This window comes from Novipirellula methanifontis, from assembly GCF_052161655.1.
In the GTDB taxonomy this organism is placed as follows: Bacteria; Planctomycetota; Planctomycetia; order Pirellulales; family Pirellulaceae; genus Novipirellula.
On record NZ_CP197418.1, the window covers coordinates 400,971 to 424,728 of the forward strand.

Annotated in this window: 22 protein-coding genes; 16 read left to right on the plus strand and 6 right to left on the minus strand. The window is 52.1% G+C overall.

Translation table 11 applies throughout. The annotated features are described in order from the left end of the window. Positions 1-3: 3 nt before the first annotated feature. The 5 genes from neuC to SH528x_RS01410 all read right to left on the minus strand — a co-directional run bounded on the left by neuC (position 4) and on the right by SH528x_RS01410 (position 8,039). On the minus strand, positions 4-1,251 hold the full coding sequence (gene neuC / locus SH528x_RS01390) for a UDP-N-acetylglucosamine 2-epimerase (protein ID WP_442508747.1): 1,248 nt from the start codon (positions 1,249-1,251) through the stop codon (positions 4-6). After that, on the minus strand, positions 1,244-2,266 hold the full coding sequence (locus SH528x_RS01395) for an N-acetylneuraminate synthase family protein (RefSeq protein WP_442508748.1): 1,023 nt from the start codon (positions 2,264-2,266) through the stop codon (positions 1,244-1,246). Before SH528x_RS01395 ends, neuC begins: the two co-directional genes overlap by 8 nt. Positions 2,267-2,272: 6 nt before the next feature. Then, the gene (locus tag SH528x_RS01400; protein WP_442508749.1) at positions 2,273-3,175 is read right to left on the minus strand and encodes an ABC transporter permease; all 903 of its coding nucleotides are present in this window, start codon (positions 3,173-3,175) and stop codon (positions 2,273-2,275) included. 39 nt (positions 3,176-3,214) lie between these two features. Continuing rightward, positions 3,215-5,140: a polysaccharide biosynthesis protein gene (locus tag SH528x_RS01405; protein WP_442508750.1), complete on the minus strand. Its 1,926-nt coding sequence runs from the start codon at positions 5,138-5,140 to the stop codon at positions 3,215-3,217. A gap of 655 nt (positions 5,141-5,795) precedes the next feature. Then, positions 5,796-8,039 (minus strand): GumC family protein, encoded by a 2,244-nt coding sequence (locus SH528x_RS01410; protein ID WP_442508751.1) that lies wholly within the window; start codon positions 8,037-8,039, stop codon positions 5,796-5,798. Positions 8,040-9,417: 1,378 nt separating this feature from the next. Between SH528x_RS01410 and SH528x_RS01415 the strand changes: the two genes are divergently transcribed. From SH528x_RS01415 to SH528x_RS01490, 16 genes are all read left to right on the plus strand, one after another. Next, positions 9,418-10,503, plus strand: a complete 1,086-nt coding sequence (locus tag SH528x_RS01415; protein ID WP_442508752.1) for a polysaccharide biosynthesis/export family protein — start codon at positions 9,418-9,420, stop codon at positions 10,501-10,503. A 109-nt stretch (positions 10,504-10,612) separates the two neighbouring features. After that, positions 10,613-12,199: a hypothetical protein gene (locus tag SH528x_RS01420; protein WP_442508753.1), complete on the plus strand. Its 1,587-nt coding sequence runs from the start codon at positions 10,613-10,615 to the stop codon at positions 12,197-12,199. A gap of 222 nt (positions 12,200-12,421) precedes the next feature. Continuing rightward, positions 12,422-13,378, plus strand: coding sequence for a DNA-methyltransferase (locus SH528x_RS01425; RefSeq protein WP_442508754.1), 957 nt, complete (start codon positions 12,422-12,424; stop codon positions 13,376-13,378). Positions 13,379-13,556: 178 nt separating this feature from the next. Further along, positions 13,557-14,084 carry a hypothetical protein gene (locus SH528x_RS01430; protein ID WP_442508755.1) on the plus strand — a complete coding sequence of 176 codons (528 nt, stop codon included), beginning with the start codon at positions 13,557-13,559 and terminating at the stop codon, positions 14,082-14,084. Between the two features lie 72 nt (positions 14,085-14,156). Continuing rightward, a complete protein-coding gene (can, locus tag SH528x_RS01435) occupies positions 14,157-14,804 on the plus strand; it encodes a carbonate dehydratase (RefSeq protein WP_442508756.1) in 648 nt (215 codons plus the stop codon). Between the two features lie 18 nt (positions 14,805-14,822). Beyond that, positions 14,823-15,266, plus strand: coding sequence for a nucleoside deaminase (locus tag SH528x_RS01440; protein ID WP_442508757.1), 444 nt, complete (start codon positions 14,823-14,825; stop codon positions 15,264-15,266). Between the two features lie 198 nt (positions 15,267-15,464). Beyond that, on the plus strand, positions 15,465-15,944 hold the full coding sequence (locus SH528x_RS01445) for a Na+/H+ antiporter subunit E (protein WP_442508758.1): 480 nt from the start codon (positions 15,465-15,467) through the stop codon (positions 15,942-15,944). Then, a complete protein-coding gene (locus SH528x_RS01450; protein ID WP_442508759.1) occupies positions 15,941-16,225 on the plus strand; it encodes a monovalent cation/H+ antiporter complex subunit F in 285 nt (94 codons plus the stop codon). The genes SH528x_RS01445 and SH528x_RS01450 overlap by 4 nt, the downstream gene beginning before the upstream one ends. Then, entirely contained in the window at positions 16,225-16,575 is a 351-nt protein-coding gene (gene mnhG, locus SH528x_RS01455) for a monovalent cation/H(+) antiporter subunit G (RefSeq protein ID WP_442508760.1), read from the plus strand. Before SH528x_RS01450 ends, mnhG begins: the two co-directional genes overlap by 1 nt. Then, positions 16,572-17,135: a DUF4040 domain-containing protein gene (locus SH528x_RS01460; RefSeq protein ID WP_442508761.1), complete on the plus strand. Its 564-nt coding sequence runs from the start codon at positions 16,572-16,574 to the stop codon at positions 17,133-17,135. Before mnhG ends, SH528x_RS01460 begins: the two co-directional genes overlap by 4 nt. Continuing rightward, entirely contained in the window at positions 17,132-17,569 is a 438-nt protein-coding gene (locus SH528x_RS01465; RefSeq protein ID WP_442508762.1) for a Na(+)/H(+) antiporter subunit B, read from the plus strand. The genes SH528x_RS01460 and SH528x_RS01465 overlap by 4 nt, the downstream gene beginning before the upstream one ends. After that, a complete protein-coding gene (locus SH528x_RS01470) occupies positions 17,566-18,135 on the plus strand; it encodes a sodium:proton antiporter (protein WP_442508763.1) in 570 nt (189 codons plus the stop codon). The genes SH528x_RS01465 and SH528x_RS01470 overlap by 4 nt, the downstream gene beginning before the upstream one ends. Continuing rightward, a complete protein-coding gene (locus SH528x_RS01475; protein WP_442508764.1) occupies positions 18,135-19,613 on the plus strand; it encodes a monovalent cation/H+ antiporter subunit D family protein in 1,479 nt (492 codons plus the stop codon). Before SH528x_RS01470 ends, SH528x_RS01475 begins: the two co-directional genes overlap by 1 nt. Next, a complete protein-coding gene (locus SH528x_RS01480; RefSeq protein ID WP_442512061.1) occupies positions 19,613-21,142 on the plus strand; it encodes a proton-conducting transporter transmembrane domain-containing protein in 1,530 nt (509 codons plus the stop codon). The genes SH528x_RS01475 and SH528x_RS01480 overlap by 1 nt, the downstream gene beginning before the upstream one ends. A 4-nt stretch (positions 21,143-21,146) precedes the next feature. After that, positions 21,147-21,413: a hypothetical protein gene (locus SH528x_RS01485; protein WP_442508765.1), complete on the plus strand. Its 267-nt coding sequence runs from the start codon at positions 21,147-21,149 to the stop codon at positions 21,411-21,413. Then, a complete protein-coding gene (locus tag SH528x_RS01490; RefSeq protein WP_442508766.1) occupies positions 21,403-23,109 on the plus strand; it encodes a Na(+)/H(+) antiporter subunit D in 1,707 nt (568 codons plus the stop codon). The genes SH528x_RS01485 and SH528x_RS01490 overlap by 11 nt, the downstream gene beginning before the upstream one ends. 3 nt (positions 23,110-23,112) lie before the next feature. Here SH528x_RS01490 and SH528x_RS01495 read toward each other — a convergent pair whose 3' ends face one another. Then, entirely contained in the window at positions 23,113-23,589 is a 477-nt protein-coding gene (locus tag SH528x_RS01495; protein ID WP_442508767.1) for a hypothetical protein, read from the minus strand. Positions 23,590-23,758 lie beyond the last annotated feature (169 nt).

The following is a 23,758-nucleotide window of genomic DNA, read 5'->3' on the forward strand; positions in this document are numbered from 1 at the left end:
GACTTAATCCGCGACCGTTTCCAAATCATCGGTGATGGTTGCGGCAAACATTGGATCGGATGCGTAAATATAGTTCAGACGCTTTTGAGTGTACGGCTCCAATACGGCCAAGGCATCGGCAATTCGATCCGATACGTCACCTTCGCCATACAGTACGCTCGGTTCGAAACGACCATGAGCGAGTCGGCATTTCGCAGCCGAAACAATCGCGTCCGCCAATGGGGGAACACGGACCACATGTTCATCGGTCTCACGCCCTTCTTGGCGTGCTCCCACGAGCACCACCGGCGTTCCAAAATAACTTGCGTCGCGAACAAAACTGCTCGAGTTACCGATGGCACATGACGCATTCGCCAACACCGTCAAATATTCTTCGGGCGATAGGTTGATCAGCGTGCGCAACCAGTCGGGTTTGTACTTGTCACGAAATTTACGGATTGCCTTGCTGACGTGATTCGATCCGGCGTCAATGTTTGGCCACAACAATACCGTGGGGTTTTGTAGTTCGTTTAACGCGTTGAGCAGTTCCTCAATTTGTTGTTGTTCGCCCCCAAACTCCGTGGTTGTCGGATGGAAAATCACCAACTGGAATGGTTGAGTTGTGTCGATCTCGGCTCCGCCACCTCGACCATTGATGATCTTGGGATCTAATGTGCGATCTAATTCGCGAGCAATGTCACTACTAGGACAACCGACCGCCAGAATCGATTCAGGCTTTTCACCCATACGAACAATGTATTCAGCCGACCGCTTGGTGCTGGGGAAATGAAATTGAGCGAATTTTGTAATGGCATGGCGGGCGCTCTCATCGATGGAGCCGGAGATTTCCCCACCTTGAACGTGCACCAAACATAGGTTCATGTAGGCGGCGGCGATTGCAGCGGAGAGTGCTTCATAACGGTCGCCGATCAGTAGAACCAGATCAGGTTTAAGTCGACTGAATTCACTTGCAAACTCAATCAACCCAAAGCCAACTGATTTCGCCATCGTTGCAGGATTGGATCCTTCGAGTTCAATGTAAATCTCGCCATCGATTGGAAAGCCGTCTTTGCGTACGCCGTTAACAGGCATGTCAAACCGCTCGAGCATCATCGTTCCTGCTGCCAATACTTGCAGTTGAAGATCAGGATGCTCTTGAATTGATCTCATAACGGGTTTGAGCCGACCGTAATTGGCGCGGTCGACCAAGACCACGCAGACTTTGCGAATCGCTTTGTCTGCGTCATTGACGCTTAAATTGTTGTTACTCAAGATCGTCCTCTCGAAGGGCTGCGTCCGCAACGACTGCGGACTTTAGTTTTCGGCCTAAGACATGTGGCAATCGTTCGGGAGCCATCCCATCACCGGGCTTTTTGATCGCGAGATGCCTTGCTTCGAGCACCGTGCCAGCAGCGAGGAATTCGCGAGCCACTAAGCTCTTGGTGAACATGCCACGAAGATCCGCAAGTCCTTCTGCCGCTGTGTTTTTGTCAATTGGGGACGCAAGCATCGATTCGATAAAACGTGTTCCCTCGACAAGTTGGCCCAATTCCGTGGGAGTGAGCGAAGCGGGAACATCGGGGCCAAACATTTGGCGGCTGAATGTGACGTGAACTTCCAGGACCTTCGCCCGCATCGTGACTGCTGCAAGTCCGGGATAGATGGTGCCCGAATGATCCGAGAGCCCCACATGGCAATCGTACCGATCGCGAAACGATTCGAGCACGTTGAGTCCTACTTTTTCGGGAGGACACGGATAAGCGGTGGTGCATTGAAGTAGTGCTAACGGCAACGCATGTTTTTTGACACGTGCAACCGCCAAATCAATCTCTTCAAACGGACTCATTCCCGTTGATAGAATCATGGGAAGTTTTGTCTCGAGCATCGCCTCAAACAATGGGCCATTGTTCACTTCCCCTGACGCAATCTTCCAGCCTGAAACTCCGACTCGTGAGAGCAATTGGACCGCTTCAATCGAAAAGGGCGAACTCAAGAAATACAGACCGCGTTCTTCGGCATGTTCACACAGCCCTACCCATTGAGGTTCCGTAAACTCCATTCGCTTCCAATAGTCATAGCGAGTTGCATCCTGTTTGCTAAAGCGAATCCGCCAAGGTTCACGCGCAGTCGACTCGGCAGAGGCAATGTGCGTTTGGAATTTAACAGCGTCAGCACCAGCGTCGGCGATTGCATCAATGTAAGCGTGTGCAGCACCGAGGCTGCCGTCGTGTGCCTGGGCTACCTCGCCAATGATCAGGCAACGGTCGAATTGGATGACTTGGGGCATGGAAGACTAAACTAGATCCGCGAACGATTTTTCCATTTGCCGGAAATAGTAGGTTCCGCCAAGCAGTAGCAAGCCAGCCGCAATGGTGGAGACAATTAACATTGGTCCTGGAGCTGTGTCAGTTCCGAGCAGTGCCCAACGGAAACCTTCGACGACACCCACCATCGGATTGATGCTGTAGACCGATCTCCAAAATGGATCTTCGATCAAGCTACTTGGGTAAGCGATCGGACTTGCAAACATCCAGAATTGGGTCAAGAACGGAATCACGTATCGGACGTCACGATACTTCACATTCAATGCAGCCATCCACAAGCCGATGCCAAGCGATGTCATTAACGTCAGCACAAGTAAGAAAGGTAGCCAAAGAATATTCCATGTCGGATAGACTCCGAATGCGAACATCATCCCCAGCAGCACGACAAAGGCGATTGCAAAGTCGGCTAGTCCGGACAAGACGCTCGCGATCGGGACCGCTAATCGAGGGAAGTAGACTTTTTTGACAAGGTTTGCACTTTGCACAAGGCTGTTAGAGGACTGTGCAAGCGCATAAGCAAAGAACGTCCAGGGAACGAGACCTGCTAAAGAAAAAACAGGATACGGAACTCCGTCGGATTCGATTTTGGCGAGTTTGCCAAAAAACAAACTGAAGACAACCATTGTCATTAATGGCTGCAAGACGGCCCACGAAGCGCCCAACGCCGTTTGTTTGTAGCGGACCTTAATATCTCTCCAGGTGAGAAAATATAGAAGTTCACGGTACTCCCACAACTCCTTCAACCCTAGCGACAGCCAACCTTGCGCAGGCTGAATGCGAAATACGGAAGGCGAGGAGTTGGCCTGAGACGGGGCGGGTTTGTGAGATGGATCCGGAAGGTCGATCGTTGTTACCTGAGATATCGATGACATTAGTATTGTAACTGTAGTGCCAACAACGAGTAGCGTTGCTTATTGGCTGGAAAATTCTTGGTCGTGATCGGTTTCCGAATGAACCGCTGTTTCTTGCAATTGGCAGGGCGAACTAGCGGAATACTGAAAGTTCAGTGCCATATTACATAGTTCGTTGCGGATCTCTAGGTCCGAATGCCCTTGTAAATTTTTCAATCGTTCCAGGCCTTCGTCGAGTTCCTCTCTTTCGTAGACGCGATGGTATGCAACCCGCAATTTCGGATGAGGGGTTTCCAGTGTCTGTTCATCATCGGTGTACAATTCTTCGTACAACTTTTCTCCCGGCCGCATGCCGGTAAATTGCACTTCAATTTCCCCTGGTTCGCAACCTGAAAGCCGCAGTAGGTCATTAACCAAGTCAACAATTTTGACCTGTTCGCCCATTTCCAACACGTAGATTTCTCCACCGTTGCCCATCGCTGCTGCTTGCAATACCAACTGAGACGCTTCGGGAATGGTCATAAAGAAACGTCGCATTTCCGGGTGCGTCACCGTGATCGGGCCACCCTTGCGAATTTGATCTTGGAAGATGGGGACGACGCTTCCGGCCGAAGCAAGCACATTTCCAAAGCGAACGACCACAAATTTTGTGTTCGATTCTCGGGAGTGAGCGTGCACGTATCGCTCAGCAAGTTGCTTCGATACGCCCATAATGCTTGTCGGGTTGACCGCTTTGTCAGTCGAAATCATGACAAAACGCTCGACGTTATTTTCGTGGGCCAAGCGAGCCAGTGTTGCGGTTGCCACCACATTGTTTTTGATGGCTTCGGAAGGATTGTACTCAATCATCGGCACATGTTTGTGGGCTGCCGCGTGAAAGACGATATGAGGTTGATGCATATCAAACAGGGATTGCATGCGTTCTTCGTCGCCTATGTCCGCTAAGCAAGGGACGCAAATGTCTGCATCGATTCGTTGAGAAAATTCCCGGTGAATTTCAAATAGATTGCCTTCCGCACGCTCGACGAGCAATAGTTTCTCGGGAGCACACTTGAGGATCTGGCGACAAATTTCAGAACCGATGCTGCCACCAGCCCCGGTCACCATGACCCGTTTTCCTGAAAGCATCTCACCAAGGGCACCCTTGTCTAGTTCGACAGGGTCACGTCGTAGCAGGTCATTGATGTTGACATCGCGAGTTTGTAATCGAAATGATCCATTGATCAGTTCATCCACGGGAGGCACCATTTTCACGCGGATGCCTTCGGCTTGACAGCGATCGACCAATTCACGAAGTCGTGGTCCCGCAAGGACGTTGGACATAATGAGCAAGTCCTTCGCTTCGTGCTTTCGAGCCACCGCAACCGCGTTGTCAGGTGAGCCCAGGAAAGGGATGCCCCCGATTCTTAGGCCACGCTTCGAAAGGTCTTCATCAATGAAGCCCACAATCCGAAAATCAAGGTCCGGGTGGTTGTGGATTTGACGTGCAAGTATTTCGCCGCCTTGAAGAGCGCCAATCAATAGCGTGGGCTTGCGATCCTGCAGTACCAGGGCAGGCCACATTATTTCTTGACTCAGTCGATAAATGCTTCGAAAGCCGCCGACCAAAAGAATGGTTATTCCCCAATCCATTAGTAAGACAGAACGGGGGACTTGGTAAGCCTCATTGAATAAGTAGTCCGCTGCGGCAATCAGGATACTTGCCAACGTCGATGTTCGTAGGAGTGCAGCGAGGTCTGAAAAGGTGATATATCGCCACCATCCATGCAAACTACCAACGAAATGAAATAGTGCTAATTTGATTACTAAAATCCACGGCAACGTCTCCCAGAAATCAGACCGCACACCTGCGGGAATGACCATGTCAAAACGAAGCCGGAGCGCGATTTCATAGGACAGAACAAAGACCGCTAGATGAACCACAACCAAGAAATAGATGCGTTTTGTAAGCAGGCGATTGAAGGTAACGATTCTTGATAGATTCATAGTTGTGTTGTTCACGATGCGTTCGCCGATCCGATTCAGCAGCAAATACTTCCAGCTGCAAGTTGAGAAATAAGCGTCGACTGAGTACTGAAAGACATTTTCTGACAGGGAACCAAGTTGGGCATGCTTATCAGTGGGTAGTTGCTGTGCAGATAAGAATGACTGAACAGCGTTCAAACAGCGGTCGAACCGCAATATCGACCTAGACGGATATCCCGAGTATCAAGAAAAATCCAGGATTGTTAGTGCCGTCCGCGCGGACTTCGTCCACGTGGGTGGCTGACTCTGATGGGCATGAGCCATGCACCCGGAAGTGGTATTTAACGTAGTTGCAAAAAACTTTCATGCAATTGCTCCTGTTCGACGTTCACTCAGAAATCGGCGAAATGCATATCTTGAGTACCGCACGCCAATATCAAAGGCATGGCGGACGTTGGTTGCCATGTCTTGTGGATCTAAGTGATTCAGTGTCGTTTGACACGTTGGAGCCCCCGATCAAGAACCGAATGAATCCAGAATTAAAAATTAATGAATGTTTTTCGCATATGCCAAGTAAGTGAAAAAATAATGCAAGTTTGCGGAATTAGTGACGAATCAATTTTTCAATGATTTTTGCAATCAGTTCGGATACCCGAAACCGAAGGCTGTCCGGACACTAATCAAATTTTCTGGCATATTCATAACTACCATAAGTTCTCGCGTAGCAACGCGTTGGAACACCGTTGAGCACGGCGCTCAATGGTTGGACGCCGGCCTTGGCTAGCCGCTCATACGCGATCTTGACCTGTCCTTCACGGCTGACATTACGTCGCGTGCAGATGATTGCCCCGTCCGCACATTTTGCCAGCAAGAGTGCTTCAGACGCGGACAAAATGGGTGGTGTGTCAATCACAATGTATCGATAGGTTTTTCGTAACTCAGTAAAGATTTTGTTTAGCAGATCACGCGTCATTAGTTGGTGCGGATTCGTGCGAAGTCGCCCGGCCGGGAGGAGGTGCAGATGCTCGCCCCAGTCTCGAATAATCGCTTCGTCAAGTGATGCTCGTCCGGCAAGCACCGCAGCCATCCCCGATCCGTTGGAGACTTGAAAGATGTTGTGAACATCGGGAGCACGAAGGTCACCATCGACCAACAGCACGGGTTCGCCGGTGGCGCGTCCAATACTGACCGCCAATTGAGATGAAATGCTTGATTTGCCTTCACCATGAACGGCACTCGTCACTGCCAAAACTCGAACACTACTATATTTCTCAGGCAGGACGATACCGACACGGAGACTATCAATACTCTCTTCAAATATATTCATTGCCTTGGATTGCCTTGAGCCAATGGCAAATGTACGCATAGGCAATTTTGCAACTTCGTTGACTGACATTAGCAGCCCGTCATTGGACAACTGCTGAACATCGCTAATCGGTTTGACGCTAAGTTCCCAAAGCAGTGCTAAGCCAAACGGAACGCATCCACTTAGCAAAGCGGCGATTACCATTTTCATAAGTGGAAACGTCGCAATAGGACGGAGCGATGGTTCGGCTGGCTGCAGCAACGCAACACGACCAGGCGCACGCGATTCCGTGGTCAGTGCCATCGATCGCTCTGCAATCATTTCAAAGACACGCTCTTCCCGGGCCAGCTCTGCACGTGCAAATTCAAGCTCCAGCATTTTGTTGCCTGATTCTCCTGCGGTACTAAGCATCTCTTTGTATTGCACGCCGAGTAAGTTCTCGAGGACTAATTGCGTCTCGAGTCTCGCTTCAAGTTCATGCAGCGTGTCGCGACGATCGAGTAGGGCAAGCGACTTCAGCTGATCGGTGATCTTCGGACGACTGCTTGCTACGGACCGCTTCAAACTTGCTTCGAATCCGTCAATCTCGGATTGAAGACGCAAATAGGAAGGATCGTTGCGTCCACCGGCCGCAGTGCTCTCGACGCGATTCATCATTGATCTGCGCTCGGCGATCATTGCACGCAAATCGAGAACCTCCTGGCTGTCACTGACGGCCATCTCAACATCCACTTCTGCAATTTGAAGGTCTTCTTTCGCGATAGCCTCGCGAATAGCCATGATCTCCATTTCCAGCATTTTGCGATCGACTTCCGCTGCTGTCAGCCGCTCACGCAATCGCTCCAGCGGTCCCGCGCCAGCTTGCCCATTATTCTTTTGAGGCATACCTGTGTAAGGGTCCGTGCCGACTACGTCTTGGCCTAGCTGACGCATCTTTTCACGTAGCGTTTGAATCTCCTCGCCACGTGCCACTTTTTCTTGGCCAAGGAGTTCAAGTACGCGAGCAGTTTGGTCTTGATTGTCTTTTGCTCTGACAGCGAAATACGCATCGAGGACTGCGTTAACAAGTATGGACGAGGTTTCGGGATCCGGCGTTTCAAGATAAATGTTATAGAGTTCCGAACTGCCTACTTGTTGAACGCGAATGTTGTTCGTCAACCACGAGACTGGGTTTTCAAGCGATTGTACTGTGGGGAGTTTTTCGATCGCCTCATCGTTCAACACCTGTTCTGCGACAAGAGAACTACGGATCAATTCGATTTGCGTTTCGGTGAACTCTTCCGAGTTCACCTGAGGCTCTGGCGTATTGTAGGCGATGTAAGGTGCGTAGCTCGCAATCTTCATCACAGCATTAGCGCGATACACCGGCGTGAAAGTCATCAACATGGCCGTGGCCGAGACCACTGCAAACAGGATCGAGAGCGGGATCGTCAAATACCAATAGGTCGTCAGCGCACGGATCAAATAACGTGGACTGATTAAGGACTCAGGGTCATTCTGAACGGGAGAATTGCGAACAATGTAGGTGGGCGTTATTTCGTGGTCGCGGTTCAGCGTCAACGAGCGATTGTCCCGATCGGACATCGCAGCATCGACGAAATCATTGTTACTCAAGAAACCAATCTCCAGCTGTCTATCGACGGTGATTTAAAAATCACGTCAACTTTATATCCAAGGTGCTTATCGCAAAGGTAAAGCCAAGCTGCTTTATTGAATGGTTTGGCTATCCGAAATGCAGGTCATTTATCGAACATCGAGCAGTACTAGAATGTGCTCGAATATTCGTTCCAAGTTGTCATTTAGTATCCATCACACTGGTCATCATTATGCAATCAAGGGAGGGGATGATTGCATGAAACTACATTACTCGATTCAACTACTAATGTAAGGGCTCCGATGCCAACTAACATATTTAGGTTTCTCGTTCCCGCATGCTTTTGAATTCGGGAGTAAGGTAGTCACAAATACAATTAAGCAATCGTTGGAAAAAGTATGTGTGTCTCTCTCAGGTTTGAAACCGATTGAGTATCGATACAAATCACATTAGCAGGTGCTGTGCCGACTACTACGATCATAAACAGGGTCGAGAGGGAGGGCAAGCAACTAGTCCCTCGGGGAATTGGCTCGCAGGTGCCGTGATGTTGCGGATTGCTACATTGAGGCCAAACTACGGGGCTGATGCACGCTTTGCGGAACGTCGGGAACCAACTCTCGCTGCCAAGTTTTTCAATATTTAAAACTTTGTCGTGGACATTCCCACAGGTGGACCGGACTGTGGGAAGCCAACTCAATGAGTTGCTGGTTGACCAGCTGGCAAGTCGATCCACGAGCCCACCATCGGTTGTCATTGAAGCGATGCGTTGGGCTGTTCTTTATTGTTGATATTCAGGCTGCCGCGACTGGGACCGTAAAAGCGGAGGGCTTCGCCGAGCCGAAGAAATGTCTTCTGAATTCTGCAGAACCAGCCAGCCAACCGCCTGCTCCTGCTAGCTAGCCAGCCGGTCTTTCGGGCCGGGAATCGGACTTTTCAAACCTAGCAGGCCCCGCAGAGTCAGCTTAATCCGCAGCTAGGGCCCGATCCCGACGACCGGTTTCTTGAGCGCAACCCGAGAGAGAAACGGAAAAGAAGCTTGTTGGAGGGGCGTTTCAGCGGGGTTCGCTCGTCCTCACGACGATAACTCAAGTGAGCGAAATTCCTGAGAGGTTGCCATCGCAGTCAATCATGAGAGTAAGTGAATTGCGAAGAAACCATTCTTTGCAAGCAAACTCTCTCTTGAAATGGCATCGCGTGGTGCTGATCGTGGAAAGCTGAGGAAGCAGAGGTTTGCAAGCAATGCTTGTCAATCTTATTGCCGAATCAATTCGCTCGCCTCTACGAGACTACCCCCTTTTCTTAGGCGGTTGTCTTGTAGCAAACCCATTAAATCGAAGCCGGGGCAAGGATGTTGCCGGATATTTTTGGGTGCCTCCAGAACAACGCACGGATGTGACTATGTCTCAACTCAATACACGACTATTTGCAGCACCTTTGCAAATGTTCGCGGCAGTCTGCCTATTAAGTGGGGTCGGATGCCAAGGGCTTCAAAAGAGTCGCCATGCGTCACAGGTTTCTGTGGTGCCACCCGAAGTCGCAAACATGCCTCGGGAATTGGCCAAGACGGTTCTGCCAGACTATATCATTGAACCGCCCGATATTTTGACGATCGAGACGGTGCATGCGGTGCCCAAGTCGCCCTATTCGCTCAAAGTACTCGACGTGTTGTCGATTCGTGTGCAAGGCACATTACCCGAGGGGCCGATTGGTGGCGGTTATCCGATCGAGCCAGGCGGGGTGATCAACCTTGGTTCTCCTTACGGAGTCGTTTCGGTAACAGGATTGACCGTTCCCGAGGCTCAAAAGGCAATCGAGGAGCATCTACAGAAATACTTGAAGAAGCCTGAGGTTGCGGTTTCGCTAGCGGAGCTTGGTGCATCGCAGCGATTGGTCGGACAATATCTCGTCGGCCCCGATGGTACCGTCACGCTTGGCAGTTACGGAAGTGTTTCAGTCGTTGGCATGCCACTGGCACAAGCGAAATGGACAATCGAACAACACTTATCGCAATTCTTGGAAGATCCGGTCGTCTCGGTCAACGTCCACGCATTCAATAGCAAGGTGTATTACATCGTGTTGCAGGGTGCTGAACTTGGTGACGCAGTTTATCGTTTTCCTGTCACGGGGAATGAGACGGTCCTGGATGCGATTTCCCAAATCAATGGACTTGAGCAAGTCTCGTCAAAGAAGATGTGGATTGCCCGTCCTTCGTCGGACCTCTGCGATTGCCAAGTCTTGCCAGTGGATTGGCGTGCTGTGACCGAGTGTGGTTCAGCGAATACAAACTTCCAACTGATGCCAGGTGACCGTTTGTTTGTCCAAGAGGACCATATGGTTGCGTTGGACAACAAGCTCGCCAAGATGTTCGCTCCGTTTGAACGCATGATGGGCTTCTCGCTGCTTAGTGTTGGGACAGCGACGCGATTCTCGGGATCCGTTCTCAAGGGTGGTGGAAACCCAGTGGGCACCCGTGGGGGATTCTAGCCCAATCCCGAACATCGTTCTTGGCAACGTTTGTTGATTGTCAAGAACGGCGACATGTCCTCTATCAGACCATTTGATCCAATTATCGATTAATAAAGCGGTGACAACGATGCAACGACAATCCCAAAAACAACTGACAGCTGCGGTGGCGATGACGCTCGCCGTCACGATCAGTGCCAGCGTTGGCTGCGTGTCTATGCACCACGGTTTGGCAGAGCATTGTGGCATCGGTAAGCACAAGAGCAACAAGTCGTACTACCATTGCTCTCACTGCGGTCAGATTGTCGCCAATCCTGATGCGAAATGTTGCCCACATTGTGCGTACGTTAAACCGTATTACGGTTACGAACCCACGTGCTGGAACAAGTTTCCCGAGGGATGGGGATGTCCCACCGGTGCTCAGGCATGTCACCCAGAAATGCTCGAGATGGTTCCGCAAATGGAATACTCTGGCGGGGTTCCAACAGAGATTCAAGGTGCACGTGTTGAACGTGAACCCCAATTTGCTCCGATTGCAGGTGAGCAAAAGCAGACCGTCGCAGAGAATCACGTTGCGGCTGAAGACGAGCACGCGATACCGAGTTCAAGCGATCTAACTGCTCCTGAGGTCACCCCCGATGCAAACAACACGATTCAGTTGAACGTTCCTGCTCGTAAGAATATTGCCAAGCCACAGGTCCCCATAAACGATCAGACCCAGGCGACTCCGGTCAGCCAAAAGCGTGACGTTGTAACGTTGCCTCCAATGGCTCCTTCGCTTGTCGAGGGAATGATTGAAGCTCCCTCGTCACCCAAAGTGGCTGCCAAGGAATTGTCGGACGTTGATGAACATGATACGGCCTACACACCTGACGCGATGGTGTTAGCGTTCCCAGCGGCTTCAGCCTCACCCGCTGTCACAGTCGACAAAGTGCCAGCTGTGACTCGGATGCCATTGCCAGAGGTCGTCACGATGGACAAGGCGGTGACCCTTCCTGCACCGGCAGATGAAGCTATTGCAGCTCAGCCTCAGAAACAGCAGCGTCCAACCGCTCAGCCCGAAGCCAAGCCCGCTACGAATCAGACGCTTGAGTTTCCAAAGGTCCAGCGAATTGCGATTCCAACACCGAAAACGCAAAAGTTAGATGAAGTTGCGTCGCTCGGCACAGCCAACGCTGCAGCGTCCAGGCTGCCCCAACCGACCCCTGCGTCGACCGGCTCTTTCGATATTCCTGCAGAGCAGTGGAATAAGATTGTCACGATGCCCGCTGTCGCAAACACAACACCGTCAATGCCACCGGCTGCGGGTGCCGAAAACTACGAAATGAAGAAGTCGTTCGAGCCAGTGTCGGTCGAAACGAACTCGCCCCGACTGGTTCCTTCGATGTCGCATCTGCCAAATCGAGTCGCCACGATTCCAGTGGACGAAACGATCAACATCAGGTCCGTCTCGGAAAGCAAGTCCAACATCGGATTGCCAACACCCGTGCGAAGGATTCCTGTTTCGGATCAGCAGTTGGCTAACGAGAATCCATCAACCGCAGCAGCGACCGACAACGTTGTCCCGACGTCAAACGTGGCCCCGGTTGTCAATCGGGTCCCGCTGCCTACGAAGGCTCCAGCCAACGTTGCACCGCAGTACGCTGCTCCGAATCGAGTGAACGCCAATCTTTACCCTGCTCCGGCAAACCGAATTCAGATTCCAGCATCGCGATAAGTGGCGAAAGGAAAAGTGACGGGCTGCGAACTCTCGCAGTCCTCATTCGCCGAGTTCTCGAAGTCGTCCAGAAAACGCCCACACCCCTCATGGCATCCATGAGGGGTGTGGGCGTTTCTGAGTAGAACACGCATTGCCAGCAATTCGCCATTCGTTACGATGAATCAGCACGACTTGTGTGGCTTGAACAGGTTATATACGGCATTTTGCAGGAGATTTTGCGTGGCACTCGACTTCAATCAGCTTCATCAAGGTGACTGTATCGAGTTGCTAAAGCAAATGGATCCCGGATCGGTCGATCTCTGTTTCGCCGATCCCCCATTCAATATCGGCTACGACTACGACGTCTATGATGACAAGCGAGGTGACGAAGACTACCTCGATTGGTGTCGAGATTGGATTCGCGGTGTTCACCAAGTTCTGAAACCCGACGGGACGTTTTGGCTAGCGATTGGCGACGAGTACGCCGCAGAGCTAAAGGTCTGTGCGACTCGCGAAGTCGGCTTCGTTTGTCGTAGCTGGGTGATTTGGTATTACACGTTTGGCGTCAATTGCAAATACGGTTTTAGCCGTTCGCACACTCATCTGTTTCATTTCGCCAAAGATCCCAAGAAGTTTACGTTTAACGCGGCCGATCCGGAGATCCGAATCCCATCGGCGCGGCAGTTGGTTTACGGCGATCGACGTGCGAATCCGAAAGGGCGGCTGCCCGACAACACCTGGATTCTTCGCCCGCAAGATCTGCCAGAGGGTTTCGAGAATGACGGGGATACCTGGTATTTTCCACGCGTCGCAGGCACCTTCAAAGAACGACAAGGATTTCATGGCTGTCAAATGCCCGAGCAGTTGCTAGGCCGAATCATTCGCGCGTGCTCGAACGAAGGGGATTGCGTCCTCGATCCCTTTTCGGGAAGCGGAACCACGCTAGTCGTGGCAAAGAAACTCAGACGCAATTTCATCGGCACCGAGCTCAGTGAAGAGTACGCAACCAAAATTCAAGAGCGACTTGAGCAAACACAAGTCGGTGAACCACTGGTAGGCCCCGAAAATCCGTTAACAAGCGCGCCCAATACGAAAAACGGAAAGCGACTGGCGGATAAAACGTCCCCGAAAAAGTCGGCGTCCAAGAAGGCGGCAGCAAAGTCCAAAGGGGCCGCTACCCAGCCGGATCTGCTGTGATTGCCCAACTCTATCAATGCTGTCGCTTCGGTTTTTGAGCCCGCATCATGCAGCGTCGATGAAATCGGGTTAGCATAAGCAGGACTGTGGTGTAATTCTGGTAACCTGCCGGCATCAATCACCATTCTTGTGCTCCCCCTTTTCGACTGAATTGTGACTATTGCGACAAGGTTCTGCCGTGCCCTCCCTGAGAATGTTGCCTGCGTTTACTCTGGATTTGCCGCTCGGCAAAGCGGAGGCGATGCAGCGAATTCGTAGGGCGATCAACGAGCTGGAAGCGATCGAAAACGCAAAGGCCGTCGGGGACTGTGCCGAGTTTTCGGTAACCCCCGAAGAGCGGCGATTTTGGTCACCGCACCTGTCGGTGCAACTCAGCGACACAGAATCGGGGACGCAGTTGTACGCTCGTTTTTCACCCCGCCCTGAAGTTTGGACGTTTTTTATGCTCCTCTACTTCATGACCACTTTCTTTATGTTCGTCGGCGGCGTGTATGGTTACGTTCAGTGGTTTATGGGAGCGGCCCCGTGGGCGCTGCTGCTGATTCCATTTGGGGCCGCGATGATTGCCACGCTACATGTGGCAAGTCTCGTGGGGCAAGGACTCAGCAAGGACCAGATGGAAAAATTACGTGATCAACTCGATCGCAGCGTAGCGTTCGCCTTACGATCACCAAGCGAGCGGAGTTCGACCGAGTTAGCAAGCTAAGCATGCTGACGACGGTAGCAGTAGAGAAGCAACTCAATCAAGAATTCAAACAAACTTACCGGAAACGTGGGTATGCATTCATTGCAAGAACTATTTGACAATAATCGGAACTGGGCCGATAAGGTGGTCGAACAGGATCCTGGGTTTTTCGAGCGTTTGTCGCAACTTCAATCGCCGAAGTACTTGTGGATTGGCTGCGCTGATAGTCGCGTACCCGCGAATCAAATTGTGGGGTTGGATCCCGGCGAATTGTTCGTGCATCGTAACGTTGCAAACTTGGTGGTCCATTCAGACCTAAATTGTTTGTCGGTGATGCAGTTCGCGATTGAAGTGTTAAAGGTCGAACATGTGATCGTTTGCGGGCACTACGGGTGTGGCGGTGTTGCAGCTGCACTACTGCACAAAGAGCTAGGGCTGATCGAAAATTGGCTGCGTTACATTCAAGACGTCGCTTTGCTTCATCAAGAACGATTGGATGCGATCGAAGTGCCACGAGAACGGTGCGATCATTTGTGCGAGCTAAATGTGATCGAGCAAGTCATGAATGTTTGTCGCACGACGATTGTGCGTGACGCTTGGCGAAACGGTCAGAAGCTGGCCGTGCATGGATGGGTCTATGGGCTCAGCGACGGCAGGCTCCGGGACCTAGATATGAACGTAACCAATACCGACGAAATGATCCTTCGCTACGAAGCCACACTGGGCAAACTGTACAGTTAGCAATGGATTGAGTGTGCAATGACGATGGATCTTTTTCTTAACGCGGCCATTGATGAAGCTCGCAAAGGGCTCGCCGAAGGAGGTATTCCCATCGGTTCGGTTTTGGTTTTAGACGACCAGATCGTTGGCCGTGGGCACAATCGCCGCGTCCAGCGCGGCAGCGCAATCTTGCATGCAGAGATGGATTGCCTTGAAAACGCAGGGCGATTGAAGGCGAGCGAATATGCACGCTCGACGCTCTACTCCACGCTTTCGCCATGTGATATGTGTAGCGGAACACTCCTTCTTTATAAAATTCCACGGCTTGTGATTGGCGAAAACGAGACCTTTTGTGGCCCCGAAGATTATGTGCGGTCGCGAGGAGTGCAGATTCACAATGCATGTGACGCAAGCTGTATCGCCATGATGCGAGATTTTATCGCGGCGAACCCCGAGTTGTGGAACGAGGATATCGGTTGCTAGAGCGAGACGGCCAATGGGCCTAACTGCATTGCTCGCGGTTTGCACGGATCGGAGCGGGGGGCTCAACGAAGTCCTCAAGCGAGCGTATCCGCCATGGTCACTAAAACGCACGGCGGCTATATTCTGCAGAGTTTTTCACATGTATTTGACTTGGCAGAACACTTCTAGCGGATGGAAAGCCGCAACAGGACGGCAATTGTGAAATACACATTGACCCTCGCAGTGGCATTGTTCCTCACTTGGCTAATCTGGTCAGGGCACTTTGAAAGCCCTTTCCTGCTTGGCTTGGGCGTGTTGTCGTGCCTTAGCAGTCTGTGGTTGTCACGTCGAATGCGAATCGTGGACGAAGAGGGGGCCCCGGCTCAGCTGGGGTTGCGGCCGTTTACCCATTACGCGCCATGGTTGATGAAGGAGATTTTGTTTTCCAATCTGAAGGTCGCAAAAATTATCCTGTCTCCCAAAATGCCGCTCCGACGTCGCATCGTGACGGTGCCGACGCGAGCGAAAACTGAACTTGGACGCGTGATGCTTGCCAATTCCATCACACTCACTCCGGGGACCGTTTCCGTACGAGTGGAAGGGGACAGCATCACCATCCATGCATTGGCACTGACCAACGACGAATGCGACATTACTGGCGAAACCGATTGGCGTATTTGTGAATTGGAGAAGTCGTGATCAGCTTCGATATGTTCGCCGTCACCTCGGTTGCCATTTTGGTGACGATGAGTTTGGCGTTAATTCGTGCGATGTATGGTCCCACCGTCTTTGATCGCGTGCTTGCGCTCAATACGTTCGGAACAAAAACCGTACTGCTGATCTGTGTGGTTGATTTCATGACCGGCCGCGACGATTTTCTTGATCTCGCTCTGCTTTACAGTCTGATGAACTTCATCGGTATGGTGGCGCTTCTGCGATTTGCAGAATACGGCAGTTTCAGTGACGAAGGAGTGTCGTGATGAGTATTGTCGATCTGTTGAGCTGGATCCTGTTGATGACCGGAGCGACGTTCTCGATCATCGGTGGGATTGGGATCGTCCGGCTTCCCGAGTTTTTCTCGCGGATGCACGGGGCAGGGATCACCGACACGATGGGCGCGGGCTTGATCGTCGCTGGATTACTATTGCAAGCGGGGCTCAGTCTGACGGCGCTGAAGTTGGTGGCGATCCTGTTCTTTTTGACCGTGACAAGTCCGAGTTCGTGTCACGCGTTGGCGCGGTCTGCGATGACGCATGGACTGAAACCCGTGCTTGATGGTGAACCTCTGCTTGATGGCAAATCTCGCAGCGAGGAGACAAGCAAGTCATGAGCAGTTTGATCGATTTTCCGATCCTTGCCCTGCTCGCGATTACCGCGGTCACGATCGCGAGGATGCGAGATTTGTGGGCAGCGATCATGTTCACAGGCATCTATAGTTTTTTGAGTGCAAGTTGGATGTTGATCCTCGACGCACCCGATGTGGCGTTTACCGAGGCGGCGGTCGGTGCGGGCATTGCCACCGTGTTGATGCTGAGCACATTGGCGCTGACCGGCAAAAAAGATCGCCAACTCGCGCACGCCCCGATCATGCCTTTCTTTTTGGTTTTAATCACCGGTTGTGTGCTGGTTTACGGCACCTTGGATATGCCGCACTTCGGTGACCCCGAGGCTCCGATTCAATTGCATCCGAATCCTTCCTTTGTCGAAAAGTCGAAGCACGACATGCACGGTTTGCCCAATGTCGTGACCGCAGTGTTGGCCAGCTATCGTGGTTACGACACTCTCGGGGAAACGACCGTGGTGCTGACGGCAGGAATCGCAGTGCTGATTATTCTTCGTAAAGAAAAAGACGGGCCGGATCAAGAAAACGCAGCGGAGACACTGTCGTGAGAACGTTTCCGATCATTCGAGTCGTTGCCAAAATCTTGATTCCTTACATCTTGTTATTTGCATTTTATGTGCAATTTCACGGTGATTATGGTCCTGGCGGCGGATTCCAAGCCGGCGTAATCTTCGCCTCGGCTTTGATCTTGTATGGATTGGTCTTTGGTCTCGAGTCGGTCAAACGAGTCGCGCCACCAGTGGTCATTGAAAAACTGATGGCAGTCGGAGTGATGGTGTACGGGATGACCGGCGTGCTGACGTTGGCGCTCGGAGGCAAATTCCTTGACTATTCGGTGCTTGAGCACCATTTCTATCCAGACATCTTTCCCTCAGGGCAACATCTCGGCATCTTCTTAGTCGAGCTTGGTGTCGGGATCACAGTAACCTCGGTGATGACGATGATTTTCTACACCTTTGCCGGCAGGAAAAAAATCGTATGAGCGTCGAACAAGTCATCGGACTGTACAACTATTGGATCGTGATCTTTTTGATGATGACGGGTTTTTACATCGTTATCGCACGGCAGAACATGATTAAATCCGTGATCGGATTGAATATCTTTCAGACCTCCGTCTTCCTGCTTTACATCACGATGGGCAAAGTGAACGGCGGCACCGCCCCGATCATTCCACCTCGCCTTGCAAATGGACATGGCGCGAACGGGCATGGCAATTTGCCAGAGCATGGGGAGCACGGCGAACTTGTTTCTCAAGCGGACCACGTAGCCGCGCCGGTACAAGAAGCGGTGAGTGAGACGGGCGAACACGCCCAATCGATTGCGGAAGAGGTGCTTTCGCCGCTCGGTGAAATTGCTCAGCAAGCGGATCTGTCGTCGCAGGTCGATGCCATTATCTACTCAAACCCAATGCCAAGCGTGCTGATGCTGACCGCAATCGTGGTGGGAATTGCGACGACCTCGTTGGCACTCGCACTGATCGTTCGCATCCGTGAAGACTACGGCACGATTGAGGAAGACAAAATCTTGGAATTGGATCGGGATTCTTGATGGAAAGTCATCTACCCATCTTGCTGATCGCATTGCCATTATTGGCTGCGCCGCTATGCGTTTTGATCGGCAATCGCAAAGTCGCCTACGTCGTTGCGTTGGCGGTTTCGTGGTGCGTGTTCGGAATGTCGATCGCATTGATCGGTGCGGTCAGCGCCGATGGGCCGCTACGTTACAACATTGGCGATTGGGCACCGCCCTACGGAATCGAATATGTTGTCGACGAACTCAGCGGATTTGTGATGCTGTTCGTGTCGGCACTCGGCGCGATCGTGCTGACGTATGCACCGCACAGCATCGATAAAGAAATTCCCCGTTCCAAACACTATCTGTTCTACGCAACATATTTGCTTTGCTTGACCGGTTTGTTGGGCATGTGCGTCACCGGCGACTTGTTCAATGTGTTTGTGTTCCTAGAAATATCATCGTTGTCAACGTACGCATTGATCAGTTTGGGGCGTTCTCGGCGAGCACCGCTAGCGGCGTTTCAGTATTTGATCCTGGGCAGCGTGGGAGCCACGTTTATTCTGATCGGTATCGGCTTGGTCTATCAGATGACCGGCACCCTCAATATGGCCGACATCGCATCACGATTACCGGTGGATCATGGTCCGCGAACGGTATTGGTGGCGTTTGCGTTTTTGACGATTGGTCTGTTCATCAAGATGGCCGTCTTTCCGGTTCATACTTGGTTGCCCAATGCCTACACCTATGCTCCGTCAGTGGTGACATGCTTCATCGCAGCAACGGCGACCAAGGTTTCAGTGTATGCGTTGATCCGAATTGTATTCAGCATTTTTACTCGCGAATTTGCCTTTGAAGTTTTGCCGCTTGATACCGCGTTGATGGTGATGGCACTGGTGGGTATTTTTGCCGCCTCGACCGCCGCGATTTATCAAGACAACGTGAAGCGTTTGTTGGCGTATTCGAGCATTGCTCAAATTGGTTACATGTTGCTCGGAATCAGCATGGCGAACCAAGCGGGGCTGACCGCCGGCATCGTTCACATGTTCAATCATGCCCTGATCAAAGGCGGCCTGTTCATGGTGGTGGGCTGTTTTGCTCTGCGTATCGGATCGGTCCAGCTTACCGATTGGCGTGGTGCTGGTCGCACGATGCCGTGGACCTCGTTTGCTTGGGCCATTGGTGGGTTGGCGTTAATCGGAGTGCCGTTAACCGCCGGCTTTGTTAGTAAATGGTTGTTGTTGACGGCGGCGTTTGATTCTCACCATTGGTCCGTTGCTGTATTGATGTTGCTCAGTTCGCTGCTGGCATTGGTTTACGTTTGGCGAGTGGTCGAGACGTTGTATTTTGCCGAGCCATCGGAAAAGGCGAAACAAGCGATCGAGGCACCGCTGGGGATGTTGCTTCCGATGTACACGGTGATCCTTGCGACGTTGGTGTTTGGCGTCTGGACGGTTTATTCGGCTGACTTTGCTGCGAGGGCCGCGTCGCTCTTGTTAGGAGGCACGCAATGATGGCTGCCGAAACATTGATCTGGATCGCGGGAGCGTTGCCGCTTGTCGCACTGGGGTTGATTTACGCCTGCGGTCGATGGCCCAATCTGCGTGAAGCCTCGACGATCGTGGTTTCATCGCTGCTGTTCGCGGTCACGTGTCGCTTGTCGAGCTTTGTATTCGCAGGCGAGCGACCTTCGGTCAGCTTGGGCGAGATGCTGCCGGGTTTTCGCATCGGGTTCGAAGTCGAACCGCTTGGGATGGTGTTTGCACTGGTCGCTTCGGGGCTGTGGATCCTGACCACTTTGTATGCGATCGGTTACATGCGAGGCCATCACGAAGAAAACCAAACTCGCTTCTACGCCTGTTTTGCCATCGCGATCTTTGCCGCGATCGCCGCGGCTTTTTCAGCGAACTTGTTTACGTTGTTCATCGCTTACGAATTGATGACCGTGTCGACCTATCCGCTGGTGACGCATCACGGGACCGCCGAAGCTCGCAACGGTGGACGCGTTTATCTCGGCATTTTGCTTTCCACCTCGATCGCCTTCTTCATGCTGGCCGTCGCGTGGACATGGTACGTGGCTGGAACACTGGATTTCACCGTCGGCGGCATTCTGAGCTCCGCTCATGCCGATGGCGACATTTCAACGCTGGGACTTGGCATCTTGTTGGCCCTGTTTGCCTTTGGCATTGGCAAGGCCGCACTGATGCCGTTTCATCGCTGGTTGCCCGCAGCGATGGTCGCTCCGACTCCGGTCAGTGCCCTACTGCATGCGGTTGCGGTGGTCAAAGTTGGCGTGTTCTCCGTGCTGAAGGTCGTTGTTTACATCTTCGGCATCGATTTGCTTTCGAGTACAGGCGTCAGCATCTGGTTGGCTTATGCTGCCGGAGCATCGATTCTGATCGCGTCATTGGTGGCAATGACCAAGGACAACTTGAAGGCACGACTCGCCTACTCGACGATCAGCCAGCTCGCCTACATCACGCTGGGTGCGGGATTGGCAACACAAAGCGGGGTGTTGGGTGGCGGGATGCATATCGTGATGCATGCGGTCGGCAAAATTACGTTGTTCTTCTGTGCCGGAGCGATCTACGTTGCCACGCACAAAAAGAATATCAGTGAAATGCGTGGTCTCGGTCGGCAGATGCCGTTCACCTTTGCAGCGTTTTTTGTTGCAGCAGTTAGTATTATTGGTTTACCGCCAGGCGGCGGTGCATGGAGTAAATGGTTCCTCGCGATTGGGACCGTCGAAACCCATCTCTATATTTTAACGGCCGCGCTGATGATCAGCTCGCTGTTGAACATTGCCTATCTGATTCCCATTCCGATCCAAGCGTTTATGGCGCCTCTGGCAGATGATTCCGCTGAATCGAGTCAGTCGGATCATGCGGAAGACGATCATTCCCGCGTGGTGACTGGGGGCATTCAAGAGGCTCCGATGATGTGTGTGGTGCCATTGTGCGTGACCGCCATCTTGAGCGTGGTGCTGTTCTTTTTTGCAGATTGGATTTACGAAGTGCTTTTGCCGATCACGGTGACGAGTTAATCGGATGACCGAACCTAAACCCACAACCGACCCGAGTTGGTTTGAGAAACCACGAAACATCAATTTGATGATTGGTGCACTGCTGCTCGCTTGCTTGGCGTTGGTCCTGGCTGACTTGTTTTACGAGAACCCGCATCCGCACTTTCCCAAGTGGGAGAACGTGTTTGGGTTTCAAGCTTGGTTTGGATTCATTGCCTTTGTGGTCATCGTCTTTTTGGGACGTTTGTTACGTGTGATCGTGAGTCGGCCCGAGGATTATTATGATCGATAACATCCCGCCCGCCTTGATCATGATCCTCGGCGCCTTGGTGTTGCCGTTTCTTGCGCACCGAGCGCAAGCCATCGGCGTGCTGGTGCTGTCGCTGATCAGCATGGTTGTGTTTTGGTTCACGCCCGAGATGACGTTCGGGCAGATCGAACTGTTTGGAATGACGCTCGAAGCGATTCGTATCGATCGGCTCAGTCGGTTGTTTGGAATCGTCTTTCACATCGCCGCCATTGTTTCGGCGATCTATGCGCTGCACGTTCGAGACACTCGTCAGCACGTTGCTGGGATCGTCTATGCCGGTGCTGCGATCGGGGCTTGTTGCGCGGGCGACCTGTTGACGTTATTCGTGTATTGGGAATTGACCGCACTTTCAAGTGTTTTCCTGGTTTGGGCTAGCGACAATGAGCACGCCTACAAAGCTGGGATGCGTTACTTGATCATTCAAGTCGCTTCGGGAGTGTTGTTGCTTTCTGGTGCCATCATGCGATTCGTGGAAACGGGGTCGCTTGCCTTTGATTCATTTGTTGTCGAAGGCGAACCGCTGAGTGCGTCGGCGTTTCTGATCCTGCTTGCTTTTGGGATCAAGTGTGCGTTCCCGCTACTGCACAATTGGTTGCAAGATTCGTATCCGCAAGCGACCGTCACCGGGACGGTGTTTCTAAGTGCGTTCACAACGAAGTTGGCGGTCTATTCGTTGATCCGCGGCTTCGCTGGTTTCGAGCCGTTGATTTGGATCGGCTGTGCGATGACATTGTTCCCGATCGTCTTTGCTGTGATCGAAAACGACCTCCGCCGCGTGTTGGCTTACAGTCTGAACAACCAACTTGGCTTCATGGTGGTTGGGATTGGGATCGGGACGGAGCTTGCCATCAACGGCACCGTGGCTCACGCGTTCTGCCACATCATCTACAAATCGCTATTGTTCATGTCGATGGGCGCGGTGCTGTTTCGCGTCGGTACAATCAAAGCGACCGAGCTTGGTGGGCTGCACAAATCGATGCCGCTGACGACAATCTTCTGCATCATCGGTGCAGGAGCGATTTCGGGATTCCCACTGCTGAGCGGATTTATCAGCAAGTCGATGATCATCAGTGCTGCTGCCGAAGAGCATCAGTTCTGGGTCTGGTTTATCCTGCTGATCGCGTCGGCGGGGGTGATGGAGCACTCGGGAATCAAGATCCCGTTCTTCGCGTTTTTTGCCCACGATTCAGGGAAGCGAGTCAAGGAAGCGCCGGCGAATATGTTGGTTGCGATGGCGATTGCGGCGTTCTTTTGCATCGCACTCGGAGTCGCCTACCCCGTGCTGTATCGCATGTTGCCGCACCCTGAGATCGACTATCACCCCTACACGGTGACGCATGTCGTCACGCAATTGCAGTTGTTGATGTTTGCGGGGTTAGCGTTTGTCTTCCTGATGAAGTCGGGGCTGTATCCAGCCGAGCAGCGGGCAACCAATCTCGATACCGATTGGGTTTATCGACGGGCGTTTCCCGCCGTCGCATCGATGACGCGGTCGATGGTTCGAGTCTTGGATCGGTCGATTCGAGACGATGGGCTGGTGATTTTGAAAGGCTTCCTTTCCACCGCGAATCGTAATTTCAACGATAAAGGCGTTCTTGGCGGCACGTGGTCGACCAGCACGATGACGTTCTGGGCCACGATCCTGCTGGCGATTTGTTTAGTACTGTATTACTTGTAGCGATTAGTTTTCGGACACCGTGGGGTCGAACATCGTTGCAGTCCACACCAGGTTGCCCGATTTCAGCTTGACCGCAGGTGGTTGAATCTCGATCACCTCCAATCCGTAGTGCGATTGTCCGACTGCTAGCGTGACTGTCGAGTCTTTTGTTCGCAGGATGACTTTGGGAACATCCAGCTGAGCAAAACCGAGAACTTCGAGTTGCGTCGCCTTGGAAGCGCGCGAATCCCGTTTGACAACGGTCGTCGGCTGGTCGTTGGGGAAGTGGAATGGATCGACCCGTTCTTCGTATTTAGGACGAAAACGGACTTCGGAGACCAGCGATTGTGGAGTTTGTTTGATTTCGGAGGGGGCAGTGAACCCGCCCGATTTTCGCAGCGATTCGCTCCATTGCTCGATTTGCTCTGGCTCGACCGAACATCCGCCCAGTGTAAGGACGAAGGCGATGCAGACGGCTGGCTGAAAATGGCGTGAGATCATCGATAGAACCAAGCGATAAGCTACGAAATACGAATTAGACCGAAGAAATTTAGCTCGCACGTTCACCGCAGGTCGTGTTCTCATCCGAATTCAGGAGCGTAAAGGGGCCGGTTGTTCCCTTTGTGACGATTTAAAGGGCTGGGACTGAGAACTCATGTTTCAGATTCTG

What these genes read in the sequence shown, in the direction of transcription:
- SH528x_RS01475 (WP_442508764.1), top strand. Translation starts at nt 18,135, where the DNA reads ATGGAAAGTCATCTACCCATCTTGCTGATCGCATTGCCATTATTGGCT.
- SH528x_RS01485 (WP_442508765.1), top strand. Translation starts at nt 21,147, where the DNA reads ATGACCGAACCTAAACCCACAACCGACCCGAGTTGGTTTGAGAAACCA.
- SH528x_RS01460 (WP_442508761.1), top strand. Translation starts at nt 16,572, where the DNA reads ATGAGCAGTTTGATCGATTTTCCGATCCTTGCCCTGCTCGCGATTACC.
- SH528x_RS01395 (WP_442508748.1), bottom strand. Translation starts at nt 2,266, where the DNA reads ATGCCCCAAGTCATCCAATTCGACCGTTGCCTGATCATTGGCGAGGTA.
- SH528x_RS01415 (WP_442508752.1), top strand. Translation starts at nt 9,418, where the DNA reads ATGTCTCAACTCAATACACGACTATTTGCAGCACCTTTGCAAATGTTC.
- SH528x_RS01440 (WP_442508757.1), top strand. Translation starts at nt 14,823, where the DNA reads ATGACGATGGATCTTTTTCTTAACGCGGCCATTGATGAAGCTCGCAAA.
- SH528x_RS01470 (WP_442508763.1), top strand. Translation starts at nt 17,566, where the DNA reads ATGAGCGTCGAACAAGTCATCGGACTGTACAACTATTGGATCGTGATC.
- SH528x_RS01405 (WP_442508750.1), bottom strand. Translation starts at nt 5,140, where the DNA reads ATGAATCTATCAAGAATCGTTACCTTCAATCGCCTGCTTACAAAACGC.
- SH528x_RS01420 (WP_442508753.1), top strand. Translation starts at nt 10,613, where the DNA reads ATGCAACGACAATCCCAAAAACAACTGACAGCTGCGGTGGCGATGACG.
- mnhG (WP_442508760.1), top strand. Translation starts at nt 16,225, where the DNA reads ATGAGTATTGTCGATCTGTTGAGCTGGATCCTGTTGATGACCGGAGCG.
- can (WP_442508756.1), top strand. Translation starts at nt 14,157, where the DNA reads ATGCATTCATTGCAAGAACTATTTGACAATAATCGGAACTGGGCCGAT.
- SH528x_RS01400 (WP_442508749.1), bottom strand. Translation starts at nt 3,175, where the DNA reads ATGTCATCGATATCTCAGGTAACAACGATCGACCTTCCGGATCCATCT.
- SH528x_RS01480 (WP_442512061.1), top strand. Translation starts at nt 19,613, where the DNA reads ATGGCTGCCGAAACATTGATCTGGATCGCGGGAGCGTTGCCGCTTGTC.
- SH528x_RS01490 (WP_442508766.1), top strand. Translation starts at nt 21,403, where the DNA reads ATGATCGATAACATCCCGCCCGCCTTGATCATGATCCTCGGCGCCTTG.
- SH528x_RS01495 (WP_442508767.1), bottom strand. Translation starts at nt 23,589, where the DNA reads ATGATCTCACGCCATTTTCAGCCAGCCGTCTGCATCGCCTTCGTCCTT.